This window comes from Roseibium sp. RP-7, assembly GCF_053005225.1.
The window spans coordinates 137,540-163,560 of the sequence record NZ_JBRKQA010000001.1; the positions used below are offsets into that span (position 1 = coordinate 137,540).

The window sequence follows — 26,021 nt, forward strand, 5'->3', positions numbered from 1 at the left end:
CGCGCCTGCGTGGGTTGCCTTGCGGTAATCGGTGTCAGCTCTCGAAAAGCAGCGTGGAATAGGTCTTGCAAATGGCGTCTTCGGAAAACTGGCCTTCAAGGCGGCGTTTGCCACCGTCAACCAATGCATTTTCCTGATCCGGCTTGCCGAGCAGCTGTTTGACCGACCCCACCAGCCCGTCGACATCCCCGCAGGGCGACAGCAGCCCGGTCTTGCCGTGGTCGATCAGCCAGCTTGGGCCGGGCGAGGCGGTTGCGACAACGGGCAGCCCGGCGGTCCAGCCTTCCAGGACAACGTTGCCGAGCGGTTCTTCGTCGGTCGGGCACAGCAGGATATCGGCAGCTTTCAGGAAAGGCGAGGGGTCGCGTTGCCAGCCGAGAAAGTGGACGCGGTCCTGAACGCCGAGGTTTGATGCCAGGGCCTTCATGTCGGACATCAGCTCGCCGTCGCCGATCAGCCAGGCATGAACGGTCTCCGGCAGGCCGGCGACAGTTTGAATGGCAAGGTCGAAGCGCTTGCGTTCGACGAAGCGGCCAAGGTGGATCAGCACCGTGGCGTCTTCGGGCGTGTTGTAGTCCGCCCGGTCGACCGGCTTCAGATCCGCGGGCAACGGATCGACAAAGTTGCTGATCACATGGGCACGTTCCGCAGGCCAGCCCATTTCGATGGCCTGGCGAATGATCTCCGGCGTGTTGCCGATCAGGTCCTCGACATTGCCATAGGTGTGGAAGCCGTCCGGCCAGTCGCCAAGACGCAGGAAGGTGCGCATGTTCGGGCCGGGTTTCGGCATCCATTTGCTGGCCGGGCTCATCCAGCCCATGGTGGAACGCGCGCCGAATGCCTTGATCTGGCGAGCAATGTCCCAGCGGATGACATGGCGTTTCAGGTGCGAGCGGCTGAAGGTCATTTCGCGCACATCGCAGAGTCTGGCGAGGTCATCGCGCCAGGGCCGGTCCTTTCGGATGAAAGCGATCTGCTCCACGCCCCGCCGGGCAAGGGCGCCTGTCAGGCGCACGAAGAACCGTTCTGCCCCGCCATCAACGCCAAGATGAATGTGGGCGAGTTTTTTCGGCTGCATCTGCGTGTCAGTGACCATCGATCACATCGTAGTAGTTATGCGCCCGGCCCAGAAGTCCGCGCAGGTTGCCGGAGCCTTTCATGAGACGGATCAGGCCATAGTAGAAGAGTTTCTCGCCGCGCTTTCTGGCGAAGGGTTTCAGCACGAAACCGACGATTGTCGCCAAGAGGCCGAAGAACATGCGCCGCAGGCTTTTGGGAATGAAATGCAGGGCGGCTTTCAGCCGGCCTTCGCGCAGCACGATGTTGAACGCGCCGGAGGTTGCCGCCATGTGCATGCGGCTCAGCAGGCGGCCGGTGGTGACGCGCGAGGCCGGAATGTCCTCCTCGACAAAGGCATCATCCACCCAGATCATCTTTGCGCCGGCCGCATGGGTGCGGCGGAAGAAGTCGATATCCTCGCTGCCGAAGGTCAGGCGTTCGTCGAACCGCAGGCCAAGACCGTCCCGGGAGATGATGCGGCCGCTCAGCAACACGTTGTTGGTTGGCGCTTCGGTGATGATCGAGCCGGTCGGCCGCGGCTTCAGGAGCTGCGATTTCCACCAGTGCGGGGCCGGCTTTTCATAAATCCGGCGCACGGGGCCGTTGGCGACTTCGGCCTTGTGTTCCACGCAGGCGGCCAGAAGTTTCTCGATCCAGTCCGGTTCTGCGCGTTCGTCGTCATCGATCAGCGCCACCCAGTCCGGGGCGTGTTCCAGTGCCGCTTCCAAGGCCGTGTTGCGGGCAAAGGGGATGCCCTTGCGTTTTTCATGATGGAAGAAAACCGGCAGAGACAGCCTCTTCTTCACATCTTCTGCTGCAGCTCCTGTGAAATGCGGCACGGGATCGTTTTCCACAACGACGATCGCCATCTGCGTGTTCGCGGGCGCGATCAGATTGTCGAGGCTATCCAGGCACGCCTGCAGCATTTTCGGCCGCTGCGCGGTGCAAACGGCAATGACCAGTTTCTGGGTCATGAAGGGGTCTCTACCATTCCTCTTGGGTTGGGCAGGGTTTGGCGCATGTGCCTGCCGCTGTCAAAGGGTTTCGGGAAAAGCCATCTGAGGAAATTGACCTTTCCAGCGCGTCGGCCGCGCGCTAGGCTTCCCCTTCAACCCTTTGAGGGACCGTATGTAGCGGCCGTGTTCTGGGAGGAAACACATGAAGGGAATGATGATGCACCGTCCGCTGAAAATCGCGGACCTCATCACCTTTGCAGCGGATACCTATCCGGCCGGTGAGATCGTGTCCGTGAGAACGGAAGGCGACATTCATCGCACCACCTACAAGGAAACCGCCGGCCGGATCGCCCGGCTGGCTCATGGCCTGAAGGCACTCGGCATCGCTGAAAGCGACCGGGTGGCGACACTTGCCTGGAATGGCTACCGCCATTTCGAGCTCTATTATGCAATTTCCGGCATCGGCGCCATCTGCCACACCATCAATCCGCGGCTTTCAGCGGAACAGATGATCTATATCGTCAATCACGCCCAGGACCGGGTGCTGTTCGTTGATCTCACCTTCGCGCCGATCGTTGAAAAACTTCGGCCGCATTTTCCGGCAGATCTGCGGATCGTCATCATGACGGATCGTGCGCATATGCCCGAAACGACACTGGAAGGTGTGCTCTGTTACGAGGAAATCCTTGACGGACAGCCGGGTGAAATCGACTGGCCGGATTTCGACGAGGACCAGGCCGCCGGGCTTTGTTACACTTCCGGCACGACAGGCAATCCGAAGGGCACGCTCTATTCGCATCGCTCCACGGTGCTGCATGCTTACGACATGTGTGTCACCATTCCCCGGGTCCTCAACGAGGGCTCACGCATCCTGCCGGTGGTGCCGCTGTTTCACGTCAATGCCTGGGGCCTGCCTTATGGCGCGCCGCTTTCCGGCTCCAGCCTGATTTTTCCGGGCGGCGCACTGGACGGCAAAAGCCTGTTCGACCTGATGGACCGCGAAAAGGTCTTCTCCGCCTGGGGTGTGCCGACTGTCTGGATAGGTCTCATGAACGAGATCCGCCAGCGCGGCCGCATTCCCGAAGGCTTCGGCGATATCGTCGTTGGCGGATCGGCTGCCTCGCGCTCTCTGATCGAGGCTTTCGAAAAACAGGGCGTCAATGTCTGCCATGCCTGGGGCATGACGGAGATGAGCCCGCTCGGCACCCAGTGCAACCTGCCGCCGGAGATGGCGGATCTGCCGTTCGACCAGCGTATCGACAGGAAGCAGAGCCAGGGGCGGCGGATCTTCGGTGTCGACATGAAGATCGTCGATGATGCCGGCAATCGCCTGCCGCATGACGGAACGACCCCGGGCCATCTCTATGTGCGCGGCAACACGATCACTTCCGGCTATTACGAGGATCCGGAAGCCTCGAAACCCGTGTTCGACAAGGAAGGCTGGTTCTGCACCGGCGATATCGCCGCCATCAGTCCTGAAGGCTTCCTGACGATTACGGACCGTTCCAAGGACCTCATCAAGTCGGGCGGCGAATGGATCAGCTCGCTCGATCTGGAAAACATCGTCATGTCTCATCCGGGCGTGGCGAATTGCGCGGTGATCGCGATACCCGACGCCAAGTGGGACGAGCGTCCGCTGCTCATCGTTCAGCCGTCGGAGGAAGCGCAGCCGCAGAAGGAGGAGATCCTCTGCCATCTGGCGGAACGGGTCGCCAAGTGGCAGGTGCCGGATGACGTCGTCTTCGTCGATGCATTGCCGATGACGGCAACGGGCAAGGTGTCGAAACTCACCTTAAGAAAACAGTTCCCGGAGGCACCGCATGACGCCTGATCACTTGTTCGGCCTTGGCGGCAAAACGGCACTGGTCACGGGTGGCGCGACCGGGGTCGGCCGCATGGCCGCCGAGGGGCTGATGGCCGCGGGTGCGCGGGTGATGATCGCCAGCCGCAAGTTGGAAGCCTGCCAGGGGGCTGCCGAAGAGCTGAACGCGCTCGGCTATTCGGGAAAGGCCGAAGGCTTTGCCGGGGACGTTGCAACGGAAGAAGGTGTTGCGGCGCTGGTGGGCGAAATCGGCAAGCGCACCGGCAGCCTGGAAATTCTGATGAACAATGCCGGCACAAGCTGGGGCCAGCCGCTTGGCGACTTTCCCTATCACGCCTGGGAACGGGTGATGCGGGTGAATGTCACCGGGTTGTTCCAGCTGACGCAAGGCCTTTTGCCGCTTCTGGAAGCTGGCGCGAGCGACGACGATCCTGCACGGGTCGTCAACGTCGGCTCGGTCATGGGGGAAACGGCCCATGGCGACAGGGCCTACAGCTATGCGGCATCCAAGGCTGCTGTTCATCATCTGACGCGGATCCTTGCCAAAGAGCTGGCGGCACGGCGCATCACAGTCAATGCGCTGGCCCCGGGACCTTTCGTCAGCAACATGACGGCCTTTGCAACGGCGGACGAGAATGTCCGCTCGCGTGTGGGAGCCCAGGTGCCACTCGGCCGTGTCGGCCGGCCGGAGGATATCGCAGCCGCCATGCAATATCTGTGCGGGCGAGGCGGGGCCTATATCACCGGCGCCATCCTGCCCATCAGCGGTGGCATCAATGTGGAAACCGGGCCAGACCTCTTCCAGGAGGCCTATTGAGTGAGCGCTGATACGCTGTCACGCACCCTTGCCGCAAGCGAGCTGGAAACGCTTGTCGGAACGGAGGTCGGCGTGTCTTCCTGGTACCTGATCGACCAGGCCAGGATAGACGCTTTTGCCGAGGTGACGCACGACCACCAGTTCATCCATGTTGATCCTGAAAGGGCGGCGGAAACACCTTTTGAAGGTACGATCGCGCACGGGTTTCTGACGCTGTCGCTCCTCTCCGCGATGGGGGTTGAAGCCCAGCCGAAGATCAAGGGCGCAACGATGGGCATCAATTACGGTTTCGACAAGGTGCGTTTTCTTGCACCCGTAAAGGTGGGCAGCCGGGTCCGCGGGCGGTTTGTCCTCGCCCGTCTTTCAAGGCCGAAACCGCTAGAGGTTGATATCGTCTGGCAGTCGACGGTGGAGATCGAGAACGGCAAGCGGCCTGCGCTGGTCGCCGAATGGCTGAACAGGTTCTACCTGGAAGAAGAGGCGGACAAATCATGTTGAAGGCAAGATCCCTTCCCAAGGCTCTGCAGGGCTTGAGGCTTCCGGCTGTTGCGGCACCACTCTTTATCGTCTCCTGTCCGAAGCTGGTGATTGCCCAGTGCAAGGCCGGCATTGTCGGCAGTTTTCCGGCCCTCAACGCAAGGGACGAGCCTGGCGGTCCGGTTGTTCTGGAAGCCTGGTTGAAGGAGATCACCGAAGCGCTGGACCGGCACAACCAGGAAAATCCGGATCGGCCTGCCGCGCCTTTCGCGGTCAACCAGATCGTCCACCGGTCCAATGAGCGACTGGAGCGGGATGTCGAAATCTGCACGCGGTGGAAGGTGCCAGTCTGGATCACGTCCATGGGCGCGCGTGTCGAGGTGAACGAGGCGGCCCATTCCTGCGGCGGCATCGCCCTGCATGATGTCATCAACAACACCTACGCAAAAAAGGCCGTCGAAAAAGGCGCCGACGGGCTGATTGCGGTCGCGGCAGGGGCAGGTGGTCACGGTGGCCCGCAGTCACCTTTCGCGCTGGTGCGCGAGATCCGGGAATGGTTCGACGGCCCGCTGCTTCTGGGCGGGGCCATCTCCACCGGCGAAGCGCTGCTGGCGGCACGCGTTCTGGGCGCCGATTTTGGCTATGTCGGCTCGCCTTTCGTTGCGACGGAGGAAGCCAACGCGGACCGGACCTACAAGGACATGATGGTCACAGGCGGGGCCGAGGACGTGCTGACGTCCTCGCTCTTTACCGGACATCCGGCCAACTACCTGAAAGGTTCCATTCGCAAGGTAGGTCTTGATCCCGATCATTTGCCGGACGAGTGGGATGTCAGCGTCATGCCGGACGACAGTCCCAAGCCGAAGGCCTGGCGGGAAATCTGGGGCGCTGGTCAGGGCATCGGCGCGATCAAGTCCGTCGGGCCGGCAGCCGCCGTGGTCGAGCGCCTGGAAACCGAATACCGCGCCGCCATTGAGCGGCTGCGCGCCGATATCTGTTAGGGGGAAGTGATGGATCTTGGAATGACCGACCGGGTGCGGCCGCTGATCGAGCAGGTGCGCCAGATGGTGGAAACCGAAATCGCCCCTCTCGACCGGGAATATCACGAGGAAGTCGGCCGTCACCCGTCCGGTGATCGGTTCCGGATGACGGAGCGCCAGCTTGAAATTCTGAACAGCCTTAAGGCCACGGCCAAGGAACGCGGGCTCTGGAATTTCTGGCTGACGGACAGCGAAAAGGGCTTCGGCCTGACGACCGTGGAATACGCCTATCTGGCCGAGGAAATGGGCAAGGTCGGCATTGCCGCGGAAGTCTTCAACTGCAATGCCCCCGACACGGGCAATATGGAAGTGCTGGAGCGCTACGGCACCGAGGCTCACAAGGAAAAGTGGCTGAAGCCTCTGCTTCGGGGCGATATCCGCTCGGCCTACCTGATGACGGAACCCGATGTTGCCTCCTCGGATGCCACCAACATCGCGCTGACGGCTGTGCGCGATGGCGATGCCTGGGTGCTGAATGGCGACAAGTGGTGGGCAACGGGTGCGGGCGATCCGCGCTGCGCGCTCTACATAGTCATGGCCGCAACCGATCCGGACGCCCACAAGCACAGCCGCCATTCCATGTTCCTGATCCCGGCGGATGCCGAGGGCATCGAAGTGCTGCGGCCGATGCATGTCTTCGGCGCCGACGATGCGCCGCACGGCCACATGCATATCCGTTTCACCAATGTGCGGGTGCCGCAGGAAGACCTCGTGCTGGGTGAAGGTCGGGGTTTCGAGGTTGCACAAGGACGCCTCGGTCCGGGCCGCATTCACCATTGCATGCGGGCCATCGGCCAGGCGGAAAAGGCGCTGGAACTTCTGTGCAAGCGAGCCATGGGCCGGGAAGCCTTTGGCAAGAAGCTGATGGATCTTGGCGCCAACTACGACATCATCGCCAATGCGCGCATGGAAATTGAAATGGCCCGTCTGCTCTGCCTCAAGGCAGCCTGGGTGATGGACACACAGGGCACCCGTGCCGCGCAGCCGTGGATCAGTCAGATCAAGGTGGTGGCGCCCCTCACCGCCCTGAAGGTGGTCGACGAGGCCATGCAGGTGCATGGCGCCGCCGGCATCAGCCAGGACTTTCCGTTGGCGGCCATGTGGACACACCTGCGCACTCTTCGCTTTGCCGACGGTCCCGACGCCGTCCACCGTCGCCAGGTAGCGCGCACGGAGCTGCGGAAATATTCCAACGGGAAGCTGTGACGATGGACTTTCTCCAGCTTTCAATCAGGAGCGACCGCCACGACGCCTTACCGCCCCACCTCCTCATCCTGAGGAGCAGCCCTTGCGGCGTCTCGAAGGATGGGCCCCTTGCTCCAGAGTTTGCCGCCCATCCTTCGAGACAGCGCTGCGCGCTTCCTCAGGATGAAGAGGTGGGGAAGAAAGCGGCCGATGGACTGGTTCAAGGAATGGGTTTCACCACATGGGCGTCCCGCTCATGACCCCGGGCACGGACCTCGACCTCACGGCCTTAGGTAGCTGGCTGGAAGGGGCCCTTCCCGGCTTCAAGGGCCCGCTCAAGGCCGAGAAGTTCAACCGGGGGCAGTCCAACCCCACGTTCCGGCTCAGCGCAGCGTCTGGTGACTATGTCCTTCGCCGCAAACCACCCGGCGTGCTGCTGAAATCAGCGCACGCGGTCGAGCGTGAGTTCCGTGTGCAAAAGGCGCTGGCCGGGTCGGATGTGCCGGTCGCACGCGTGCATGTTCTGTGCGAGGACGACAGCGTGATCGGGTCTGCGTTCTACGTCATGGATCTCGTCCGGGGCCGCAATTTCGATGAACCGCGTTTGCCGGATCTGGATCCGCAAACACGGCGCGGCATTTTCGACGAGCTGAACCGCGTCCTGGCGGCCATCCATGGCATTGATCTGGAAGCGCGCGAGCTTGCCGATTACGGCCCCGGCGGGAATTACTACCGCCGCCAGATCGACCGCTGGACCAAGCAATACCGGGCAAGTGAAACCGGCCCTATTCCCGCGATGGACGAACTCATTGCCTGGCTAGACGCCAATGTGCCCGAAGACGACGGACGGCGCACGCTGGTGCATGGCGACTATCGCATCGACAACCTCTTGTTCGCGGTAGATGGGCCAGCCTGCGTTGCCGTGCTCGATTGGGAACTGTCGACCATCGGCCATCCGTTTGCCGATCTGGCAGCCTTGATCATGCAGTGGCAGCACCCGCCCGGGACCGAAGGCCGGGGGCTGGCCGGCGTTGACCGGAAGTCGCTGGGCATTCCGGAAGACCAGGACTTCATCGACGCATACTGCGCCCGCATGGGGCTCACCGGCATTCCGGGTTTCGGTTTCTACCTGGCCTTCGCCTTCTTCCGCATGGGGGCGATCCTTCAGGGCGTCAAGAAACGCGCCCTCGACGGAAATGCCTCCAACCCGGAGCTCGGTCTGAAGCTGGGCGAGAGCGTTCCGCACTACGCCGCTGGCGGCTTGAAGGCGGCCCGACAAGGCTAGACTCCCTCCAGAAAGCCGCAAGAGGCTCGTCCGGGGTGACAACTTGTGTGGTGGCGTATGCTTTTCCCCATCAACACCGCGCGCAGCGGCGCAGCTTGCCACCCTTGGTCACCCCTTCGCGTTCATCTCCGCAAAGGTTCCACCAGTTTCGGCGATCTGCCGCAGGAGAGCCGGGACTTTCCAGTAGTAGGCGTCTTCCTTGGCATACTCTTCGATCCGGCGAACCAGTTCACCCGCGCCGATGACATCTGCCGTGTGCAGCGGGCCGCCGCGGAAACGCGGGAAGCCGTAGCCGTTGAGGAAGACGGCGTCGATGTCGATGGGGCGAAGCGCGATGCCTTCCTCCAGAACGCGCACGGCTTCGGAAATCATCGCGGTCATGAAGCGGCTGACGATTTCATCTTCCGTGAAGCTGCGCGGCGTGACACCGGCCTTCTCCCGTTCCGCGTCGATGATCGCGAGCGCTTCCGGGTTCGGCCGGGAACCCTGATCATCGTAGATGTAGAAACCCTGACCGGTCTTGCGCCCGAACCAGCCGTTCTCGCAAAGTCGGTCGGCTATCGGAATATAGCGTTCCTCGGCGGGTCTGGTGGCGGCGCGGCGCTTGTTGGCGGCCCAGCTAATGTCGAGCCCGGCAAGGTCGGCCACCTGATAGGGCCCCATGGCAAAGCCGAAGCCGCGCATGGCCGTGTCGATCTGTTCCGGCGAGGCGCCATCCATCATCATGTAATCGGCGGCCTTCTTGTAGAAGGTCATGATGCGGTTGCCGATGAAGCCATCGCAGACGCCCGAGCGCACGGCGATCTTCTTCAGTTTCCTGGCCAGCGCGAAGCCGGTCGCAACCACATCGGCGCCGGTCTTGTCGGCAACCACCACTTCCAGAAGCCGCATCACATGGGCGGGCGAGAAGAAATGCAGGCCGATGACATCCTGCGGACGGGAGGTCGTCGCGGCGATCTCGTTGATGTCGAGATAGGATGTGTTCGAGGCAAGCACGGTGCCCGCCTTGCAGACCTTGTCCAGCGTCTGGAAGATGTCGCGCTTGACGCCCATGTCCTCAAAAACGGCCTCTATGACGAGATCTGCATCCGATAACGCGCCAAGATCCGTCGAGGTGCCGAGTTTCGCGGCCAGAATGTCGTCGCGGCCAGCTTCCGAAAGCTTGCCGCGTTTGACCGCACCGTCAAGGTTCCTGGTGATCGTCGCAACACCGCGGTCAAGTCCGTCCTGGTCGCGTTCGGTCAAGGTTACGGGCAGGCCGGCCAGCAAGATGGCAGTTGCGATGCCCGAGCCCATGGTGCCGCCGCCGATGACGCCGACAGAGTTGATCTCGCGCGCGGTCGCGGTGGCTTCGGGGATCTTGGTGACGGCGCGTTCGGAAAAGAAGGCGTGGATCAGGCCGGCCCGCTGGGGGCTTGCCATGCATTCCTCGTAGAGCCGGCGCTCTTCCTTCATGCCGTCGCGGATCGGCAGGTGGCAGGCTTCGACGGCATCGACGCATTTGTGCGGTGAGAACAGCAGCGGCTGGCTCTTGGCGAGTTTTGCCCGCATCGCCTCGATGGCGGCGGGATCCGGTTCGGCGGTCAGATCGCCCGTCTTGCGGTTCGGCAGATCACCGGCCAGAAGATCCTTGGCGGAGGAGAGGGCAACGTCACGCGGATCGCCTTCAACGATCCGGTCGATCAGGCCGTTGGCCAGGGCCTCGTCGGCACCCATAGGCTTGCCGCTGGTGATCATGTCGAGAGCCACTGCGATGCCCGCAAGCCGGGGGGCGCGCTGGGTGCCGCCGGCGCCCGGCAGAATGCCGAGCGTCACTTCCGGCAAGCCCACCTTGGATCCCGTCAAGGCGACGCGCGCGTGGCACGACATGGCAACTTCCAGGCCGCCACCAAGCGTGGTGCCGTGCAGGATGCAGACGATCGGCGTGGAGGCGCTTTCGATGAAGTTGCACAGTTCGGGCAGCCACGGGTCGAGCGGCGGCTTGCCGAATTCGCGAATGTCGGCACCGGCAATGAAGGTCCGTCCCTTCGCATAAAGCGCGATCACCTCAACGCCGTCGGTCTGCTGCAGGGTTTCCACTGCCTGCCACAAGCCGGAGCGGATCGCGTGGGAGGCAGCATTCACCGGCGGATTGTCGAGAGCGATGAGGCCGACAGAGCCGTTGATCTCGATCGAGACGACGTCGTTGATACCGGTTTCGCCGGTAGGGGTTTCCGTAGGCATGAATTCCTCCCAGGGCGCCAGTCGAGGCGCGAATTTTGGGCCGGATTGTCAGGTCCGGGCAGAGCTTGTCAAGGTGACCGAAGAGGGCAAGTGAAGTGTTCAGTCCTTCGGCGGTGCTTTCGGTGTGAAAGCACAGCGGTCAGGTTTCAGGTCGATAAGCGGGGTGCCGTCGAGGCAGTCAAGCCCGCGCACGATCAGGTTCGGACCATCGACGGAAACGAGTTTTGCCAGAACGGTGCCAATCGGGTTCGGCCGGACGGGCGAGCGCAGGGCAAACGTGCCAAAAATGTTGTCGCTATGTGCCGGGTTCTGGACGATGAGGTCCCGCCGGGCCTTGTCGAGCCAGTAAAGCAGTTCAATCCTGTCGTATTCTTCGATGCCCTTCAGTGCCGGGACCCAGGGCTCGAAAATCTCGATCCGGCACTCTGGTCCGTCCACCTTGCCCTGGCGCGGGCAATCCTTGCGGTCCTTCCAAGGGGTGTGGATCCTGCCGATGAAGAAGAGCCTTGCATCGTCCGGTTCCTGGATCGGAACCGAAATTTCATGCGGGCGGATATCGCTCATCGTTGTCTTTCCTGAATATATGCCGGAACACTGAAGGCGGCGCGGGTCAAGCGGACAACCAGCGGACGGCGCCGTGGCCGGCCAGGTCATAACCGCCGAGCGCCGCGGCCTTGTCCCGGAACTCTGACGTTCGTGCAAATTCGAACAGCATCTGAACAGGCGGGGTGAAAAAGGAGCGCCGGTCGATAAGCAGGTCGAAGCATTCCTCGGCCAGCGGCACGAAGGCCAGCTTGAAAGGTCTTGCCGCGGTTTCGATGCCGAGCGCGGCATCGGCTTCACCGGCGGCAACGGCCGACGCCGCATCGTTTTCCGTGTGGGCGGTGGCAGGGCCGGTGGTCAGATCTGCTTCGCTCAGGCCGGCATCGGCAAGCAATCTGGAAAACAGGAGGGCAGTGCCGGTGCCCGGCTGGCGCATGGCAACGCGCCTGCCTTTCAGATCGGCAACGGATCGAACAGTCGGTGCAGCTTCCCGGGAAACCAGAAGGCCGCGTTTGCGGGATGCCCAGCTGATCAAGACCGCGTCCTTCAGGCCCAGTTCGCTGACTGACGCGACATTCCAGCCGTTTTCTTCCGGCAGATGCAGGCCGGCAAGGGCGGCGTCTCCGGCGGCAAAGCGGTTCAGACCGTCTGCGCTGCCGTTGCACAGCATGGCCAGTCCGCAATCGGAAGCATGAACCGCCCAGTCCAGCAGGGGGTCGTGTGATCCGGCCAGAACGCCCGGGCGTTCCGGTGTTGCGGCGGCAGTCGGACCTTCGATCCAGGACCGCAGTTCGGCTGCGGGAAACAGGAGTTTGCCCGTGATTCGCCGATGCGGGATCTCGTTGGCCGCGGCAAGGTCGTAAACCTTGCGTTCCTTGACCCGCAAAAGGTCGGCCACTTCCTTCGTGGTCAGGAACTGAAGCTGCTGTGTGCCGGTGTCGTGCAAGGTGTTGCCCATGATTGATTCAAGGGACATTATCGGAGGAACTTCCGGAGAGACAAGACTGTCCGGAAAGACTTCGCCTGGTCGGTTTGACGGATAAAGGAAACCGTACCGCCCGGGCCGGATTTTTCTGACCTGATTTTTTAAAAAGTGGAATAAATTTCCTCAAAGTTCGAAAAGAGGAAATCTTTTATTTTTATCTTTTGCCGGATACGAGAGGAATTGTCTCACCTCGCGTGACTTGCTAATGAAGCTTTAATGAAGGCAAAAATGCCTCGTTCAAAGAAGCAGCAATGGCTTCCGGGGGTAACAAAAAGAATATGGATTACTTTCTACAGCAGCTGATCAACGGCGTGACGCTAGGGTCGATCTACGGCCTGATCGCCATTGGCTACACGATGGTGTACGGCATCATCGGGATGATCAACTTCGCCCATGGTGACATCTTCATGGTCGGCGCCTTCATCGCGCTGATCTTCATCGTCGCTTTCGGCATCACGGCAGGCCTGCCAGTGGCGCTCCTCATTCTGGCGCTGATCGGTGTCCTGGTCATTTCGATGGCCCTGACGGCGGCCTGGGGATGGACGGTCGAGCGGATCGCCTACCGCCCTCTGCGCGGCTCCTTCCGCCTGGCGCCGCTGATCACCGCGATCGGCGCTTCCATCACGCTTCAGAACTTCGTTCAGATCTCGCAGGGCGCGCGCAACAAGCCTCTGCAGCCCTTGATCTCCGGGGGCTTCACGCTGAGCGACGGCGGGCCGGACGGAACCGGCTTCATCGTGCAGCTGTCCTACACGCAGATCCTGATCATCGTGGTGACCGTTGTTCTGATGGTCGGCTTCACCTTCCTGATCAACAAGACCTCTCTGGGCCGTGCGCAGCGCGCCTGCGAGCAGGATCGCAAGATGGCGTCGCTCGTCGGTGTCAACGTCGATCGGACGATCTCGCTGACCTTCGTCATGGGCGCAGGCCTTGCGTCCGTCGCCGGCCTGATGTTCCTGCTCTACTACGGCGTGATCGACTTCTACATCGGCTTCCTGGCCGGCGTGAAAGCCTTCACCGCTGCGGTTCTTGGCGGTATCGGCTCGCTGCCGGGTGCCATGCTCGGCGGGTTGCTGATCGGCCTCATCGAGACCTTCTGGTCCGGCTATTTTTCGGTAGAATACAAGGACGTTGCCGCCTTCTCGATCCTGGCGATCGTGCTGATCTTCATGCCCGAAGGCCTGCTCGGCAAGCCGGAAGTGGAGAAGGTCTGATCCATGTCAGCAAAATCTGAGAACCTCTTCATGGTGTCGCTCAAGGATGCGGCGGCCGGGGGTGCGATCGCGCTTGCCCTGTTCGGTGTCCTGATCGGCATGAAAGCCGAGGTCGCAAGCGGCCTTGGCGGTCAGCTCGGCATTGAATACCGCTGGGCAGCCGTTGCCATTGCAGTCGCCATCGTCTTCGGTGGGCGGCTGCTCCTCAACCTGTTCGTCTGGAAGGCCGACAAGCCGGTCACCGAAACGGCGAAAGGTTTCCTGCCGAGCGCCAAGCCCCTTGCCAAACTCGGCAAGTTCGCGATGCCGGTGTTTCTGATCCTGGCTGTGGTCCTGCCGTTCCTGCTGATGTCGGCCTATGGATCGCGCGGGTCGCGCCAGTATCTCGACCTTGCCATTCTGGTGACCACCTACGTGATGCTCGGCTGGGGCCTGAACATCGTGGTCGGTCTCGCCGGCCTGCTTGATCTGGGATACGTCGCCTTCTACGCGGTCGGTGCCTATTCCTACGCGCTGCTGGCCCAGTATTTCGGCTTCTCCTTCTGGATCTGTCTGCCGCTCGCCGGCATCCTGGCCGCTTTCTGGGGTATCATCCTGGGCTTCCCGGTGCTGCGTCTCAGGGGGGACTATCTTGCCATCGTGACGCTGGCCTTCGGGGAAATCATCCGGGTGGTCCTGCTCAACTGGTATGACTTCACCGGTGGCCCGGACGGTATCTCCGGCATTCCGCGGCCGAGCTTCTTCGGTATCGAATTCGAGCGCGGCCCGGGCGGCTTCGCCGACACCTTTGGTCTGGAATACAATTCCATTCACCGCATCATCTTCCTCTACTATCTGATCCTGATCATGGCTCTGGTCACCAACTTCGTGACCATGCGTCTGCGCAAGCTGCCGGTCGGGCGGGCTTGGGAAGCCCTGCGCGAAGATGAAATCGCCTGCCGCTCGCTCGGCATCAACACCACCAACACCAAGCTGACCGCTTTTGCGCTCGGTGCGATGTTCGGCGGTTTCGCGGGTTCGTTCTTCGCCACCCGGCAAGGTTTCATCTCGCCGGAAAGCTTCACCTTCATCGAATCCGCGGTCATCCTGGCGATCGTCGTTCTCGGCGGTCTCGGCAGCCAGATCGGTGTCGTCATCGCCGCAGTCGTGATGATCGGTGGTTTCGAGTTCTTCCGCGGACTGGAAGAATACCGCATGCTGGTGTTCGGGCTTCTGATGGTCGTCATCATGGTCTGGAAACCGCGCGGCCTCATCTCCACCCGCATGCCGTCGATAACCCTCAGCGGCAAGAAGGCCAAGGGCATCAGTGCCGACCTCGTTCAGGAGGGCCACGGATGAGCTCCTGGGATACAAACCCTGTCCTGACGATCGAGCATCTGACCATGCGCTTTGGCGGCCTGGTCGCCATCGACGATCTGTCGTTCAATGTCGGGCGCGGTGACATCACCGCCCTGATCGGCCCGAACGGCGCCGGCAAGACCACCGTCTTCAACTGCGTTACCGGCTTCTACAAGCCGACCGAAGGGCGGGTCGTGATGAACCGCACCAACGGCGAGCATTACCTGCTCGAGCGCATGGCGGATTTCCAGATCTCTGCGAAAGCCAAGGTCGCCCGTACCTTCCAGAACATCCGCCTGTTCGGCGGCATGACCCTTCTGGAGAACCTGATGGTCGCGCAGCACAATCCGCTGATGCTGGCTTCGGGCTATTCGCTTGCGGGTATCTTCGGTCTGGCAACCTTCCGCAAGGCAGAGCGTCAGGCAGTCGAAAAGGCGCGTTACTGGCTGGAAAAGACCGCGCTCATCGACCGGGCGGACGCCCCGGCCGCTGACCTGCCTTACGGCGACCAGCGCCGTCTGGAAATTGCCCGGGCCATGTGCTCCGGTCCGGAGCTGCTGTGTCTGGACGAACCGGCTGCAGGTCTGAACCCCAAGGAAAGTGGCGAACTGAACGCGCTCCTGCAGTACATCCGCAAGGAGCACGGCACCTCTATCCTTCTGATTGAACACGACATGAGCGTTGTGATGGAAATTTCGGATCACGTCGTGGTTCTGGACTATGGCGAGAAGATCTCCGACGGCACGGCGGCCGCAGTGAAGGACGATCCGAAGGTGATCGCCGCTTATCTGGGCGTACCGGACGAAGAAGTCGACGCCGTGGAAGAGGAGGTCGGCATATGACAACCTCCAACCACCTCCTGGAAGTCAGGAACGTCGAGACCCACTACGGCAAGATCATCGCGCTGCGCGGTGTCGATCTGACCGTCGACCGGGGCGAGATCGTCTCCCTGATCGGGGCCAACGGCGCCGGCAAGTCGACGCTGATGATGACCATCTGCGGCACGCCGCAGGCCAGCTCCGGCCAGGTCATCTACGATGGCGAAGACATCACCCGCATGCCCACCCACCAGATCATGCGCAAGTCGATTGCGCAGTCTCCGGAAGGGCGGCGCATCTTCCCGCGCATGAGCGTGATGGAAAATCTGATCATGGGTGCAGAAATGGCCGGCAACCACGATCTGGAAGCAGGACTTCAGCGCGCCTTCGACCTGTTTCCGCGCCTCAAGGAGCGCCGGAACCAGCGCGGCGGCACGCTTTCGGGCGGTGAGCAGCAGATGCTGGCGATCGCCCGGGCCCTGATGTCCAACCCGCGTCTTCTGCTTCTGGACGAACCGTCTCTCGGCCTTGCACCGCTGATCGTGAAACAGATCTTCGATGCTATCCGGGATCTCAACCAGAGCGACGGTCTCACCGTCTTCCTGGTGGAACAGAACGCCTATCATGCGCTGAAACTGGCACACCGGGCCTACGTGATGGTGAACGGCAAGATCACCATGTCGGGTTCCGGAAAGGAACTGCTCGCCCGCGAGGACGTGCAGGCGGCCTATCTCGAAGGCGGAAGACACTAGGAGCGCGCTATGGGTATTCTTTATCAGACCAGTTTCGGCGTGTTTCTCGTCCTGCTGTGCTGCCTTGGCGGCGGCGCGGCCTGGATGACGGGACGTGCCTGTGCCAACACCTGGCGGCCGCTTTATGTGCTGTTCTGGTTTGTGTTCCTGTTGAGCCTGGCGATCAGGTTCCTGACCTTCGCCCTGTTCGACGGAACGCTACTGTCGGTGCACTATCTGGTTGTAGACTATCTCATTCTGCTTGCAATCGGCCTGGCGGGATGGCGGTATACACGCACCAACCAGATGACGACGCAGTATGTCTGGCTTTACGAAAAGACGAGTCCCTTCAGTTGGCGGTTGAAGACCGGCCAGACGGACAAATACGCCAAGGATTGAGAATTCCGGAGGTGCGTTTTCCGCACCGATGGGGAACCGGCTGGGAATGGACGAAAAACAACAAGAATCGTCCCTGGCCCGGCCAAAACGGAAGCACGGGCTTCCATTCCAAGTGGTCCAGATAACTGGAACCAGGGGAGTTGATGATGAAAAAGTATCTTTTGGCTAGCGTTGCTGCAGTTGCCGGTGTGGCCATGTCCACCGCCGCTTTTGCAGACATCGTGATCGCAACTGCAGGCCCGATGACCGGCCAGTACGCCTCCTTCGGCGCGCAGATGAAAGCCGGTGCCGAGCAGGCCGTGGCGGACATCAACGCAGCTGGCGGCGTCAATGGTGAACAGCTGGTGCTGGAAGTGGGCGACGATGCCTGCGACCCGAAACAGGCTGTTGCCGTTGCCAACCAGATGGTCGGTAAGGGCGTGGTCTTCATGGCCGGTCACTTCTGCTCGGGCTCTTCCATCCCGGCATCCGCCGTTTACGCGGAAGAAGGTATCGTCCAGATTTCTCCGGCTTCCACCAACCCGAAGTTCACCGACGAACGTCCGGGCCCGGGCACCTTCCGCGTTTGCGGTCGTGACGACCAGCAGGGTCAGGTTGCCGGTACCTATCTGGCAGAGGAATTCGGCGACAAGAACATCGCCATCGTTCACGACAAGACTGCCTATGGCAAAGGCCTCGCCGATGCCACCAAGGAAGTCATGAACGCTGCCGGCAAGAACGAAACCCTCTACGAAGCCTACACTGCCGGTGAAAAGGACTACACCGCGCTGGTTTCCAAGCTGAAGTCGGAAAACATCGACGTTCTCTACGTCGGCGGTTACCACACCGAAGCCGGCCTGATGAAGCGTCAGATGGTCGACCAGGGCATGAGCACCGTTCTCGTTTCCGGCGATGCACTCGTGACCGACGAATATTGGTCGATCACCGGCCCGGCTGGCGAAGGCACTCTGATGACCTTCTCTCCGGACCCGCGCAAGAACCCGGAAGCTGCTCCGGTCGTGAAGGCACTTGAAGACGCCGGCAAGACCGCTGAAGGCTACGCGCTCTACACCTACGCCGCCATCCAGGCTTGGGCAGCAGCTGCCGCAGCTGCCGGCTCCACCGAGTATGACGACGTTGTCGGCGCCCTGAACGACGGCGACTTCAAGACCGTTCTCGGCGACCTCTCCTTTGACGACAAGGGCGACGTCACCCTGCCGGGCTACGTCTGGTACGAGTGGAAAGACGGCCAGTACGACTACAAATAAGCCGTATTAGCTGCAAGGTTGATGCTTAGCGTCAGGCCCCGTCCGGCAGTTGCCGGGCGGGGTTTTTTGTTGCCCGCACGGTGCCCGCGTCTCCCTTGTCGCGCTATTTTCCGCATGACGCAGCCAGAGCATTCCGTGACGTTCTACGGCTATTGGTGCAAGTTGGCTTGCGCGAAACTCTTCTAGAGGCACAACAAAGAACATCGTTGTGTAGTAAAGATTGCCGAACCCGGAGAAAGATATTTCTTTCTTCGGGCGCTTCTTCTTGAGTAAAAAATACGGCTTCATACCGCGCTGCAAAATATTAAGTCGGCGCCTGACTAAAAAATATCCAAATTTTTTTCATAACCCCTTTCCAAAAGGCAGTAATTTTGTTTTTCTATGCGCGTTCGCACACATCGATAGCTCTTCAGGAACAGAGGTTACCTGGAGGTTATTGGTCGTGCGTCTAATAATAATGATAGAAGCTGACTTGGGGACACAATGGCGAACACACGGGGCGCTGCTGTTAAGTATGACAGCGTTCAAAAGAGCTATGACGGGGAAACCCTGGTCGTAAAGAACCTCAATCTCGATATTCCGCCGGGCGAATTCCTGACAATGCTCGGCCCGTCCGGTTCCGGCAAAACCACCTGCCTGATGATGCTGGCCGGTTTCGAACCGGCAACGCATGGCGAAATCTACCTGAACGACCGTCCGATCAACAACGTGCCCCCGCACAAGCGCGGCATCGGCATGGTGTTCCAGAACTACGCCCTGTTTCCGCACATGACGGTGGCCGAGAACCTCGCCTTTCCGCTTCAGGTGCGCGGTGTCGGCAAGGCTGACCAGCAGGAGAAGGTCAAGCGGGCTCTCGAGATGGTCGAGCTCGGTTCGTTCGGCAACCGCCGTCCGGCACAGCTCTCCGGTGGTCAGCAGCAGCGCGTCGCAGTGGCCCGTGCCCTGGTGTTCGATCCGGAGCTGGTGCTGATGGACGAGCCGCTCGGTGCGCTCGACAAGCAGCTGCGCGAGCAGATGCAGTACGAGATCAAGCACATTCACGAGAACCTGGGCGTCACCGTCGTCTACGTGACCCACGACCAGACCGAAGCACTGACCATGTCGGACCGCGTGGCTGTGTTCAACGATGGTGTCATCCAGCAATTGTCGACGCCGGACGATCTCTATGAAGATCCGAAGAATTCCTTCGTCGCCCAGTTCATCGGTGAAAACAACAAGTTGAATGGCAAGGTCGTCGAGATCAACGGCTCTGAGTGCCTTGTTGAACTCGATGACGGCACTAAGCTTAAGGCTGACAAGGTCAACGTGTCCGCCGTCGGCGACAGGACGACCCTGTCCCTGCGGCCGGAACGGGTGGAGTTCGACACCCATGACACGATGGACAATCTGGTCAACGGCCGGATCGAGGAGCTCATCTACCTCGGTGACCATATCCGCGTTCGCATGAACGTGGGCGGCAACGACGAGTTCATCGTCAAGGTTCGCAACCGCGGAGAAAAGCGCAAACTCGCCGTCGGCGAGACAGTCCGCGTCGGCTGGGCGCTGAACGACTGTAAAGCGCTCGATGCGGTTGTCTGAAATCGCCCGGCGGCCGGCAACCGGCCGCCAGCGACCACAACGGAAAAATCCGTTAAATCCTAAAAGAGGGAGCTAACTCACATGAAGCTCAAAACTGTAATTCTCGCAGGCACCGCTCTGGCATTTGCCGGCAGCGCGGCCATGGCGAAGGACATGACCATCGTTTCCTGGGGCGGCGCCTATCAGGCCTCCCAGAAAAACGCCTACGCCGATCCGTATGTCGCGGAAAACTCCGACATCAACGTGATCTGGGACGAGTCTTCGAACGAGGCTGTCGCCAAGCTGCGCGCCATGAACGAAGCCGGCAACATCACGTGGGATCTGGTCGACGTGGTTGCTTCCGACGCGATCCGTCTGTGCGACGAAGGCCTGGCACTGGAAATCGATCCGGACACCGACCTTGCCGATGCACCGGACGGTACCAAGGCTTCTGAAGACTTCGGCGACCTGCTGGTCTCCGAGTGCTTCATTCCGCAGATCGTCTACTCCACCACCTTCGGCTATCGTTCCGACATTGCGGAATGGAACGGCAAGGAGCCGGACGACATCTGTGACGTGTTCGATCTGGAAACATTCCCGGGCAAGCGCTCGCTGGAAAAGCGTCCGATCAACAACATGGAATGGGCTCTTCTGTGCGACGGCGTGCCGAAGGAAGAAGTCTACAACGTTCTTGAGACCGAAGAAGGTCAGGAGCAGGCATTCAAGAAGCTCGACACCATCAAGGACAACGTCGTGTGGTGGTCTGCTGGTGCGGAAACCCCGCAGCTTCTGGCCGACAAGGAAGTCGTGATCGGCTCCACCTACAACGGCCGTCTGTTCTCCCTGATCGAAGAGCAGAAGCAGCCGGTCAAGATGCTGTGGGACGCTCAGGTGTTCGACCTTGACGGCTGGATCATCCCGGCCGGTCTTCCGGAAGACCGCCTCGCCATGGTGAAGGACTTCGTCAAATACGCCACCGACACCCAGCGTCTGGCGGATCAGGCGAAGTACATCTCCTACGGCCCGGCTCGCAAGTCCTCGGCACCGCTGGTTGGCAAGCACGCCGACCTCGGCATCGAAATGGCTCCGCACATGCCGACCGACCCGAACAACGCCAAGAACACCTTCCTCTATAACTACGAGTGGTGGGCGGATTACCGGGACGACATCGACGCCAAGTTCCAGGCGTGGCTGGCCCAGTAATCAACTGATGCTGTTCGCGTTCGGATGAACGCGAACAGATGAGAAACCGGTCCGGGTGAGGCGATGCCTCACCCGGATCTTCCAACGGATTTGCGGAAGACTGTTTCATGAGCGATACCCACGCGGGCGAGGTTCTGACGACGCAAGACGGCAAGCCGCTGAAGGCGGCCCTTGCCAAGGCGCTGCGCCGCGAGAAGCTGCGCGCCCTGGCGCTGATTGCGCCCCTGCTGATTTTTGTCCTGCTCACCTTCGTTGCCCCGATCGTGGACATGCTGTTCCGCTCGGTCGAAAACGGGATCGTGGAAGACACGCTTCCCAAGACCGTCATCGCTCTTCAGGAGTGGGATCCAACCTCCGGCAACGTGCCCGATGAGGTTGTCTTCGCGGCGCTTTACGACGACCTGGTCGTCGCCGTCGAAGAAAAGACCCATACCCGCCTCGGCTCACGCCTCAACTACGAGGAAACCGGCGTTTCCAGCCTGTTCCGCAAGACAGGGCGCGGCGTCAAGCGCATGGACGAAGCCGGTCCCTACAAGGAACAGTTCATTGACCTGGACAAGGACTGGGGCAATGTCGAGACCTGGCAGGTCCTCAAACGGTTCTCGCCGCGCTATACGGCCGGCTATTTCCTGAATGCCTTCGACGCGCAGCAGACCGCGAACGGAATCGAACTGAAGCCGGAAGACGAACGGATCTACATGTTCCTGTTCGGCCGCACCCTGTTCCTGTCTATCGCGATCACCGTGTCGTGCCTGCTTCTTGGCTATCCGATCGCGTTCCTCTTGTCGGCCTTGCCGCTGCGTTCCTCCAACCTGCTGATGATCCTTGTGCTTCTGCCGTTCTGGACATCGCTTCTGGTGCGGACGTCGGCCTGGAAGGTGCTGTTGCAGCAACAGGGGGTGATCAACGACTTCCTTGTCTGGACAGGCATCATCAGCGACGCCGGACGCCTGGTCATGATCAACAACCAGACCGGCACCATCATCGCCATGACGCATATCCTGCTGCCGTTCATGATCCTGCCGCTGTATTCGGTCATGAAAACCATTTCGCCGTCCTATGTGCGCGCGGCCAAGAGCCTTGGCGCCAACGACTGGACCGCGTTCTGGCGGGTGTATTTCCCGCAGACCGTGCCGGGCATCGGCGCGGGTGCCGTGCTCGTCTTCATTCTGTCGATCGGTTACTACATCACACCGGAACTGGTGGGCGGAACGTCGGGCATCTTCATTTCCAACCGGATTGCCTACCACATCTCGTCGTCGCTCAACTGGGGTCTGGGCGCAGCGCTCGGCACGTTGTTGCTCGTCGCGGTTCTGGTGCTCTTTGTTGTCTACGACAAGATCGTCGGCATCGATAACGTGAAACTCGGATAGGTGGCGGCATGAGTGCACTTCCTCCCTACGCGTCTCCTCTCCAGCGGACCTGGTACTATACGTTCCGGGTGATCTGCGGGCTGATCTTCTTCTTCCTGATCTTCCCGATCCTGGTAATCCTGCCGCTCAGCTTCAACGCGGAGAACTTCTTCACCTTCACCAAGGCGATGCTGGCGCTCGACCCGGCAGGCTATTCCTTCAAGCACTACCAGGACTTCTTCACCAATCCGGACTGGCAGCAGGCGCTGACCAACTCGGTGCTGATCGCACCTGTCGCCACCATCTTGGCGACGGGCTTCGGCACCCTGGCGGCCATCGGCCTGTCCCAGTCCCATGTGCCCTACAAGTCCGCGATCATGGCAGTGCTGATTTCGCCGATGATCGTGCCGCTGATCATCTCGGCGGCAGGCATGTACTTCTTCTATTCGCGCATCGGCCTGCAGGGCACCTATTGGGGTGTTGTTCTGGCCCATGCCGCGCTTGGAACGCCCTTTGTCATCATCACGGTGACGGCGACACTGGTCGGTTTCGACCGCAGTCTCGTGCGGGCGTCGGCCAGCCTGGGCGCCAACCCGGTCACCACCTTCTTCAAGGTGCAGATGCCCCTGATCATTCCAGGTGTCGTCTCCGGAGCGCTGTTTGCCTTCATCACCTCCTTCGATGAAGTGGTGGTGGTGCTGTTCCTGGGATCCGCCGGGCAGAAGACATTGCCCTGGCAGATGTTCACCGGCCTTCGCGAACAGATCTCGCCGACCATCCTGGCGGTGGCATCCCTGATGGTGGCCATTTCCATCTGCCTGTTGACCGTACTGGAGCTGCTGCGCCGCAGGTCCGAACGCCTGAGAGGTCTGTCCCCGGGCTGATCCCGGACGGGCGCGAGGAGCGCCCCGCTGCTTTCAAGGTGAGCCGGTGGCGGAACGCCAGTCACCGGGTGGAGACAGGGTCTCCCGGTAGCAAGACATTTTGAATTTGGGCCTGGCGGGCCGGCTTCTTCGCGGAAGCCGGCCCGTTTTGCGTTTCAGGTCCCTGGAAACCGAAGCTCGAACGAACGGAAGGAGCCTTCAATGAGCAACGACATGATCCGCATTTATGAAATGAACAACGGCGAGAAGGCGTTTTCGCCCTTCTCCGCTGCCGAAATGGACAGCCGCCAGGCAAAACTCCGCAAGCTGATGGCGGACCGGCAGATCGATGCCGCCCTGTTCACCTCCTATCACAACATCTGCTACTACTCCGGCTTCCTCTATTGTTACTTCGGCCGCAAATACGGCTTTCTGGTCACACAGGACAAGGCAACCACGATTGCGGCCGGTATTGACGGCGGTCAGCCCTGGCGCAGGACCCACGGCGACACCGTGATCTACACCGACTGGCGCCGGGACAATTACTTCCACGCCATCCAGTCGCTGCTTGGGATGCCCAATCCTGGGGTCAAGCGCATCGGCATCGAGTTCGACCACGTCTCCCTCGACATGCTGAAGCTTCTGGAAGCCTCGCTTCCGGGCGTGGATCTGGTCAACATTGCCGCCGACGCAATGGCGCAGCGCACGATCAAGAGCGCCGAGGAGCACGTGCTGATCCGCGAAGGCACGCGCATCTGCGACGTTGGCGGTGCGGCTCTGGTGGAGGCGGTTCAGGCCGGCGTTCCGGAACACGAAGTCGCCATGGCCTCGACCAATGCCATGATCCGGGAAATCGCGAAGTCCTTCCCGTTCGTCGAGCTGATGGACACCTGGACCTGGTTTCAGTCCGGCATCAACACCGACGGAGCGCACAACCCGGTCACCAACAAGAAGGTGGAAGCCGGCGATATCCTCAGCCTCAACTGTTTTCCGATGATCTTCGGCTATTACACGGCGCTGGAGCGGACCCTGTTCTGCGAATATGCCTCCGACGAGCACCTGCGGCTTTGGGAGATCAACTGCCATGTCCACCGCGAGGGACTGAAGCTGATCAAGCCGGGCGCGCGCTGCTGCGATATCGCAAGCGAGCTGAATGACATCTACCGTAGCCACGATCTCCTGAAGTACCGCAGCTTCGGCTACGGCCATTCCTTCGGTGTGCTCAGCCACTACTACGGCCGTGAAGCTTCAGTGGAGTTGCGTGAGGATGTCGACACGGTGCTTCAACCGGGCATGGTCGTCTCCATGGAGCCGATGATCATGATCCCGGAAGGCGAAGCCGGAGCAGGCGGTTACCGGGAACACGACATTCTGATCGTTTCGGAAACCGGGGCTGAGAACATTACCGGTTTCCCGTTTGGACCGGAGCACAACATCCTGCCGAAACGATAAGGCGGCAAACTTTCTGGTGTTGGGAAGAACACTGGCGGCAAGGTGCGGGCATCTTGCCGCCAGTGACGGTCTCGAAAGGAACCCGTCGCAATGCAGCAAATGCTCCGGGGCGATCGCTGGACCCTTCAACAAACATCTTGGGTTACCCGGCAAGGCATGATTTAACCGGGCTATCTTCGAGCGCCTGCGGAGGGCTGAATGACCTCATCCGACACCATGAAACCTGCTCTGGCCAGCCTGGCCCGGACCTGTGAAGCGATCGCCAACGGGCGCTTCGACGAGGTCGAGGAGCTTTATCAGGTGATCACGGACGAGGGTGTCGAAGCTGATATCCGCGCTTTGGCGGAAACCTTTTCAGGCATGGTCGTGCAGGTAGAGGCACGCGAATTCCATTCCAGCCAGCTCATTGCGGAACTGACGGAAACCAAGCGCCAGCTGGAAGCGGCCGAAGCGAAGCTGCGCAAGGAAAATGCCGAGCTGAAAACCCGGCTGGACAAGTTCGAAGTCACCTACGACAAGGAACAGGCCCAGGCTGAAATCGAACAGGTGAGCGATTCCGACTATTTCCGTTCCCTGCAGTCCCGCGCCAAGGATCTTCGATCCCGGTACAAGTCCTGAACTTTCAAAACATCCTTCGAGATTGATCCGTGACCAAAATCATTTCCACTCATTCCTATCGCGGCGGCACGGGCAAATCCAACGTCACGGCCAACCTGGCCGCGGTGCTTGCCCTGCGTGGTCACAGGGTTGGCATTGTCGATACGGATATCCAGTCCCCAGGCATCCACACCCTCTTCAAGGTCGATCTGAACACGGTCAACAACACGCTGAACAACTACCTGTGGGGGCATTGTTCGGTGACTGATACGGCGGTCGATGTCACGGAAAACGTGGTCGATGGCGACGGCAACCCAACGGTGCCGGACGGTGGCAAGGTCTTTCTGGTGCCTTCATCGATCAAGACCGGTGAGATCGCACGGATCCTGAAGGAAAAATATGATGTCGAGGATCTGAACCGGGGTTTCGTCGATCTCTGCCGAGGCCTGGAACTCGATTATCTGCTGATCGATACCCACCCGGGCGTCAACGAGGAAACACTGCTTTCCATCGCTATCTCCGACGCGCTGCTTTTGATCCTTCGTCCTGACATCCAGGACTTTCAGGGCACCGCAGTCACATTGGAACTGGCGCGCAAGCTTGAGGTGCCGCAGCTGTTTCTGGTGGTCAACAAGGCTCTGGAAACCTTCGATTTCAACGAGTTGGCACAGCGCATCTTTTCCAACTACCGCACGCCGGTGGCAGCTGTCCTGCCGCTGTCGACGGATCTCATCCAGATAGGCAGCACAGGCCTGATCAGCACCCAGCAGCCGGATCACGGTTTCACGCGGGCGATCGAGACGATCGTCGATTCCATCGAGTGATTACAGTTGCAGGCCAGGTTAGCGGGTGGTCTCG

At 60.7% G+C, this 26,021-nt stretch carries 24 protein-coding genes; 19 read left to right on the forward strand and 5 right to left on the reverse strand.

The features are described from left to right. Window positions 1-34: 34 nt before the first annotated feature. Window positions 35-1,096, reverse strand: coding sequence for a glycosyltransferase (locus ACVDG9_RS00605; RefSeq protein ID WP_447237053.1), 1,062 nt, complete (start codon window positions 1,094-1,096; stop codon window positions 35-37). Then, the gene (locus tag ACVDG9_RS00610; protein ID WP_370200328.1) at window positions 1,086-2,033 is read right to left on the reverse strand and encodes a glycosyltransferase family 2 protein; all 948 of its coding nucleotides are present in this window, start codon (window positions 2,031-2,033) and stop codon (window positions 1,086-1,088) included. Before ACVDG9_RS00610 ends, ACVDG9_RS00605 begins: the two co-directional genes overlap by 11 nt. Before the next feature lie 184 nt (window positions 2,034-2,217). Between ACVDG9_RS00610 and ACVDG9_RS00615 the strand changes: the two genes are divergently transcribed. From ACVDG9_RS00615 to ACVDG9_RS00640, 6 genes are all read left to right on the forward strand, one after another. Next, window positions 2,218-3,846, forward strand: coding sequence for a long-chain fatty acid--CoA ligase (locus ACVDG9_RS00615; protein ID WP_447237054.1), 1,629 nt, complete (start codon window positions 2,218-2,220; stop codon window positions 3,844-3,846). Further along, window positions 3,836-4,654, forward strand: coding sequence for an SDR family oxidoreductase (locus ACVDG9_RS00620; RefSeq protein ID WP_447237055.1), 819 nt, complete (start codon window positions 3,836-3,838; stop codon window positions 4,652-4,654). The genes ACVDG9_RS00615 and ACVDG9_RS00620 overlap by 11 nt, the downstream gene beginning before the upstream one ends. After that, complete coding sequence (locus ACVDG9_RS00625; RefSeq protein WP_447237056.1) at window positions 4,655-5,152, forward strand: MaoC family dehydratase; 498 nt, start codon at window positions 4,655-4,657, stop codon at window positions 5,150-5,152. Then, window positions 5,146-6,132, forward strand: coding sequence for an NAD(P)H-dependent flavin oxidoreductase (locus tag ACVDG9_RS00630; RefSeq protein ID WP_447237057.1), 987 nt, complete (start codon window positions 5,146-5,148; stop codon window positions 6,130-6,132). Before ACVDG9_RS00625 ends, ACVDG9_RS00630 begins: the two co-directional genes overlap by 7 nt. A gap of 9 nt (window positions 6,133-6,141) precedes the next feature. Next, a complete protein-coding gene (locus ACVDG9_RS00635) occupies window positions 6,142-7,377 on the forward strand; it encodes an acyl-CoA dehydrogenase family protein (RefSeq protein ID WP_152504923.1) in 1,236 nt (411 codons plus the stop codon). 220 nt (window positions 7,378-7,597) lie between these two features. Then, on the forward strand, window positions 7,598-8,641 hold the full coding sequence (locus ACVDG9_RS00640) for a phosphotransferase family protein (RefSeq protein WP_447237058.1): 1,044 nt from the start codon (window positions 7,598-7,600) through the stop codon (window positions 8,639-8,641). A gap of 108 nt (window positions 8,642-8,749) precedes the next feature. On the opposite strand, the gene ACVDG9_RS00645 is transcribed toward ACVDG9_RS00640, so the two are convergent. The 3 genes from ACVDG9_RS00645 to ACVDG9_RS00655 all read right to left on the reverse strand — a co-directional run bounded on the left by ACVDG9_RS00645 (window position 8,750) and on the right by ACVDG9_RS00655 (window position 12,383). Further along, window positions 8,750-10,864 carry a 3-hydroxyacyl-CoA dehydrogenase NAD-binding domain-containing protein gene (locus ACVDG9_RS00645; RefSeq protein ID WP_447237059.1) on the reverse strand — a complete coding sequence of 705 codons (2,115 nt, stop codon included), beginning with the start codon at window positions 10,862-10,864 and terminating at the stop codon, window positions 8,750-8,752. 99 nt (window positions 10,865-10,963) lie between these two features. Further along, on the reverse strand, window positions 10,964-11,428 hold the full coding sequence (gene tsaA, locus ACVDG9_RS00650) for a tRNA (N6-threonylcarbamoyladenosine(37)-N6)-methyltransferase TrmO (RefSeq protein ID WP_022999211.1): 465 nt from the start codon (window positions 11,426-11,428) through the stop codon (window positions 10,964-10,966). 46 nt (window positions 11,429-11,474) lie between these two features. Beyond that, window positions 11,475-12,383, reverse strand: coding sequence for a substrate-binding domain-containing protein (locus ACVDG9_RS00655; protein WP_447237060.1), 909 nt, complete (start codon window positions 12,381-12,383; stop codon window positions 11,475-11,477). 287 nt (window positions 12,384-12,670) lie between these two features. Between ACVDG9_RS00655 and ACVDG9_RS00660 the strand changes: the two genes are divergently transcribed. The 13 genes from ACVDG9_RS00660 to ACVDG9_RS00720 all read left to right on the forward strand — a co-directional run bounded on the left by ACVDG9_RS00660 (window position 12,671) and on the right by ACVDG9_RS00720 (window position 25,987). After that, window positions 12,671-13,606: an ABC transporter permease subunit gene (locus tag ACVDG9_RS00660; RefSeq protein ID WP_022999209.1), complete on the forward strand. Its 936-nt coding sequence runs from the start codon at window positions 12,671-12,673 to the stop codon at window positions 13,604-13,606. 3 nt (window positions 13,607-13,609) lie between these two features. Further along, entirely contained in the window at window positions 13,610-14,944 is a 1,335-nt protein-coding gene (gene livM, locus ACVDG9_RS00665) for a high-affinity branched-chain amino acid ABC transporter permease LivM (RefSeq protein WP_031268733.1), read from the forward strand. Beyond that, window positions 14,941-15,786: an ABC transporter ATP-binding protein gene (locus ACVDG9_RS00670; protein WP_022999207.1), complete on the forward strand. Its 846-nt coding sequence runs from the start codon at window positions 14,941-14,943 to the stop codon at window positions 15,784-15,786. The genes livM and ACVDG9_RS00670 overlap by 4 nt, the downstream gene beginning before the upstream one ends. Further along, window positions 15,783-16,514 carry an ABC transporter ATP-binding protein gene (locus tag ACVDG9_RS00675; RefSeq protein WP_022999206.1) on the forward strand — a complete coding sequence of 244 codons (732 nt, stop codon included), beginning with the start codon at window positions 15,783-15,785 and terminating at the stop codon, window positions 16,512-16,514. The genes ACVDG9_RS00670 and ACVDG9_RS00675 overlap by 4 nt, the downstream gene beginning before the upstream one ends. Before the next feature lie 9 nt (window positions 16,515-16,523). Then, window positions 16,524-16,892: a DUF6867 family protein gene (locus ACVDG9_RS00680; protein WP_022999205.1), complete on the forward strand. Its 369-nt coding sequence runs from the start codon at window positions 16,524-16,526 to the stop codon at window positions 16,890-16,892. A 146-nt stretch (window positions 16,893-17,038) separates the two neighbouring features. Further along, complete coding sequence (locus tag ACVDG9_RS00685) at window positions 17,039-18,139, forward strand: branched-chain amino acid ABC transporter substrate-binding protein (protein ID WP_031268732.1); 1,101 nt, start codon at window positions 17,039-17,041, stop codon at window positions 18,137-18,139. Between the two features lie 483 nt (window positions 18,140-18,622). Then, window positions 18,623-19,717 carry an ABC transporter ATP-binding protein gene (locus tag ACVDG9_RS00690; protein WP_022999203.1) on the forward strand — a complete coding sequence of 365 codons (1,095 nt, stop codon included), beginning with the start codon at window positions 18,623-18,625 and terminating at the stop codon, window positions 19,715-19,717. Between the two features lie 81 nt (window positions 19,718-19,798). Continuing rightward, window positions 19,799-20,899 carry an extracellular solute-binding protein gene (locus tag ACVDG9_RS00695; protein ID WP_022999202.1) on the forward strand — a complete coding sequence of 367 codons (1,101 nt, stop codon included), beginning with the start codon at window positions 19,799-19,801 and terminating at the stop codon, window positions 20,897-20,899. Window positions 20,900-21,006: 107 nt separating this feature from the next. Further along, on the forward strand, window positions 21,007-22,272 hold the full coding sequence (locus tag ACVDG9_RS00700) for an ABC transporter permease (RefSeq protein WP_022999201.1): 1,266 nt from the start codon (window positions 21,007-21,009) through the stop codon (window positions 22,270-22,272). Between the two features lie 8 nt (window positions 22,273-22,280). After that, window positions 22,281-23,135 carry an ABC transporter permease gene (locus ACVDG9_RS00705; RefSeq protein WP_031268731.1) on the forward strand — a complete coding sequence of 285 codons (855 nt, stop codon included), beginning with the start codon at window positions 22,281-22,283 and terminating at the stop codon, window positions 23,133-23,135. 201 nt (window positions 23,136-23,336) lie between these two features. Further along, window positions 23,337-24,566, forward strand: coding sequence for a M24 family metallopeptidase (locus ACVDG9_RS00710; RefSeq protein ID WP_447237061.1), 1,230 nt, complete (start codon window positions 23,337-23,339; stop codon window positions 24,564-24,566). Window positions 24,567-24,764: 198 nt separating this feature from the next. Beyond that, entirely contained in the window at window positions 24,765-25,184 is a 420-nt protein-coding gene (locus tag ACVDG9_RS00715) for a hypothetical protein (protein ID WP_055657000.1), read from the forward strand. Between the two features lie 29 nt (window positions 25,185-25,213). Continuing rightward, complete coding sequence (locus tag ACVDG9_RS00720; RefSeq protein ID WP_447237062.1) at window positions 25,214-25,987, forward strand: MinD/ParA family ATP-binding protein; 774 nt, start codon at window positions 25,214-25,216, stop codon at window positions 25,985-25,987. Window positions 25,988-26,021: the final 34 nt, after the last annotated feature.

Excerpts from the sequence above, each read along its gene's own strand:
- ACVDG9_RS00605 (WP_447237053.1), bottom strand. The coding sequence starts at position 1,096 with ATGGTCACTGACACGCAGATGCAGCCGAAAAAACTCGCCCACATTCAT.
- ACVDG9_RS00610 (WP_370200328.1), bottom strand. The coding sequence starts at position 2,033 with ATGACCCAGAAACTGGTCATTGCCGTTTGCACCGCGCAGCGGCCGAAA.
- ACVDG9_RS00615 (WP_447237054.1), top strand. The coding sequence starts at position 2,218 with ATGAAGGGAATGATGATGCACCGTCCGCTGAAAATCGCGGACCTCATC.
- ACVDG9_RS00620 (WP_447237055.1), top strand. The coding sequence starts at position 3,836 with ATGACGCCTGATCACTTGTTCGGCCTTGGCGGCAAAACGGCACTGGTC.
- ACVDG9_RS00630 (WP_447237057.1), top strand. The coding sequence starts at position 5,146 with ATGTTGAAGGCAAGATCCCTTCCCAAGGCTCTGCAGGGCTTGAGGCTT.
- ACVDG9_RS00635 (WP_152504923.1), top strand. The coding sequence starts at position 6,142 with ATGGATCTTGGAATGACCGACCGGGTGCGGCCGCTGATCGAGCAGGTG.
- ACVDG9_RS00640 (WP_447237058.1), top strand. The coding sequence starts at position 7,598 with ATGGGCGTCCCGCTCATGACCCCGGGCACGGACCTCGACCTCACGGCC.
- ACVDG9_RS00645 (WP_447237059.1), bottom strand. The coding sequence starts at position 10,864 with ATGCCTACGGAAACCCCTACCGGCGAAACCGGTATCAACGACGTCGTC.
- tsaA (WP_022999211.1), bottom strand. The coding sequence starts at position 11,428 with ATGAGCGATATCCGCCCGCATGAAATTTCGGTTCCGATCCAGGAACCG.
- ACVDG9_RS00655 (WP_447237060.1), bottom strand. The coding sequence starts at position 12,383 with ATGTCCCTTGAATCAATCATGGGCAACACCTTGCACGACACCGGCACA.
- ACVDG9_RS00660 (WP_022999209.1), top strand. The coding sequence starts at position 12,671 with ATGGATTACTTTCTACAGCAGCTGATCAACGGCGTGACGCTAGGGTCG.
- livM (WP_031268733.1), top strand. The coding sequence starts at position 13,610 with ATGTCAGCAAAATCTGAGAACCTCTTCATGGTGTCGCTCAAGGATGCG.
- ACVDG9_RS00670 (WP_022999207.1), top strand. The coding sequence starts at position 14,941 with ATGAGCTCCTGGGATACAAACCCTGTCCTGACGATCGAGCATCTGACC.
- ACVDG9_RS00675 (WP_022999206.1), top strand. The coding sequence starts at position 15,783 with ATGACAACCTCCAACCACCTCCTGGAAGTCAGGAACGTCGAGACCCAC.
- ACVDG9_RS00680 (WP_022999205.1), top strand. The coding sequence starts at position 16,524 with ATGGGTATTCTTTATCAGACCAGTTTCGGCGTGTTTCTCGTCCTGCTG.
- ACVDG9_RS00685 (WP_031268732.1), top strand. The coding sequence starts at position 17,039 with ATGAAAAAGTATCTTTTGGCTAGCGTTGCTGCAGTTGCCGGTGTGGCC.
- ACVDG9_RS00690 (WP_022999203.1), top strand. The coding sequence starts at position 18,623 with ATGGCGAACACACGGGGCGCTGCTGTTAAGTATGACAGCGTTCAAAAG.
- ACVDG9_RS00695 (WP_022999202.1), top strand. The coding sequence starts at position 19,799 with ATGAAGCTCAAAACTGTAATTCTCGCAGGCACCGCTCTGGCATTTGCC.
- ACVDG9_RS00700 (WP_022999201.1), top strand. The coding sequence starts at position 21,007 with ATGAGCGATACCCACGCGGGCGAGGTTCTGACGACGCAAGACGGCAAG.
- ACVDG9_RS00705 (WP_031268731.1), top strand. The coding sequence starts at position 22,281 with ATGAGTGCACTTCCTCCCTACGCGTCTCCTCTCCAGCGGACCTGGTAC.
- ACVDG9_RS00710 (WP_447237061.1), top strand. The coding sequence starts at position 23,337 with ATGAGCAACGACATGATCCGCATTTATGAAATGAACAACGGCGAGAAG.
- ACVDG9_RS00715 (WP_055657000.1), top strand. The coding sequence starts at position 24,765 with ATGACCTCATCCGACACCATGAAACCTGCTCTGGCCAGCCTGGCCCGG.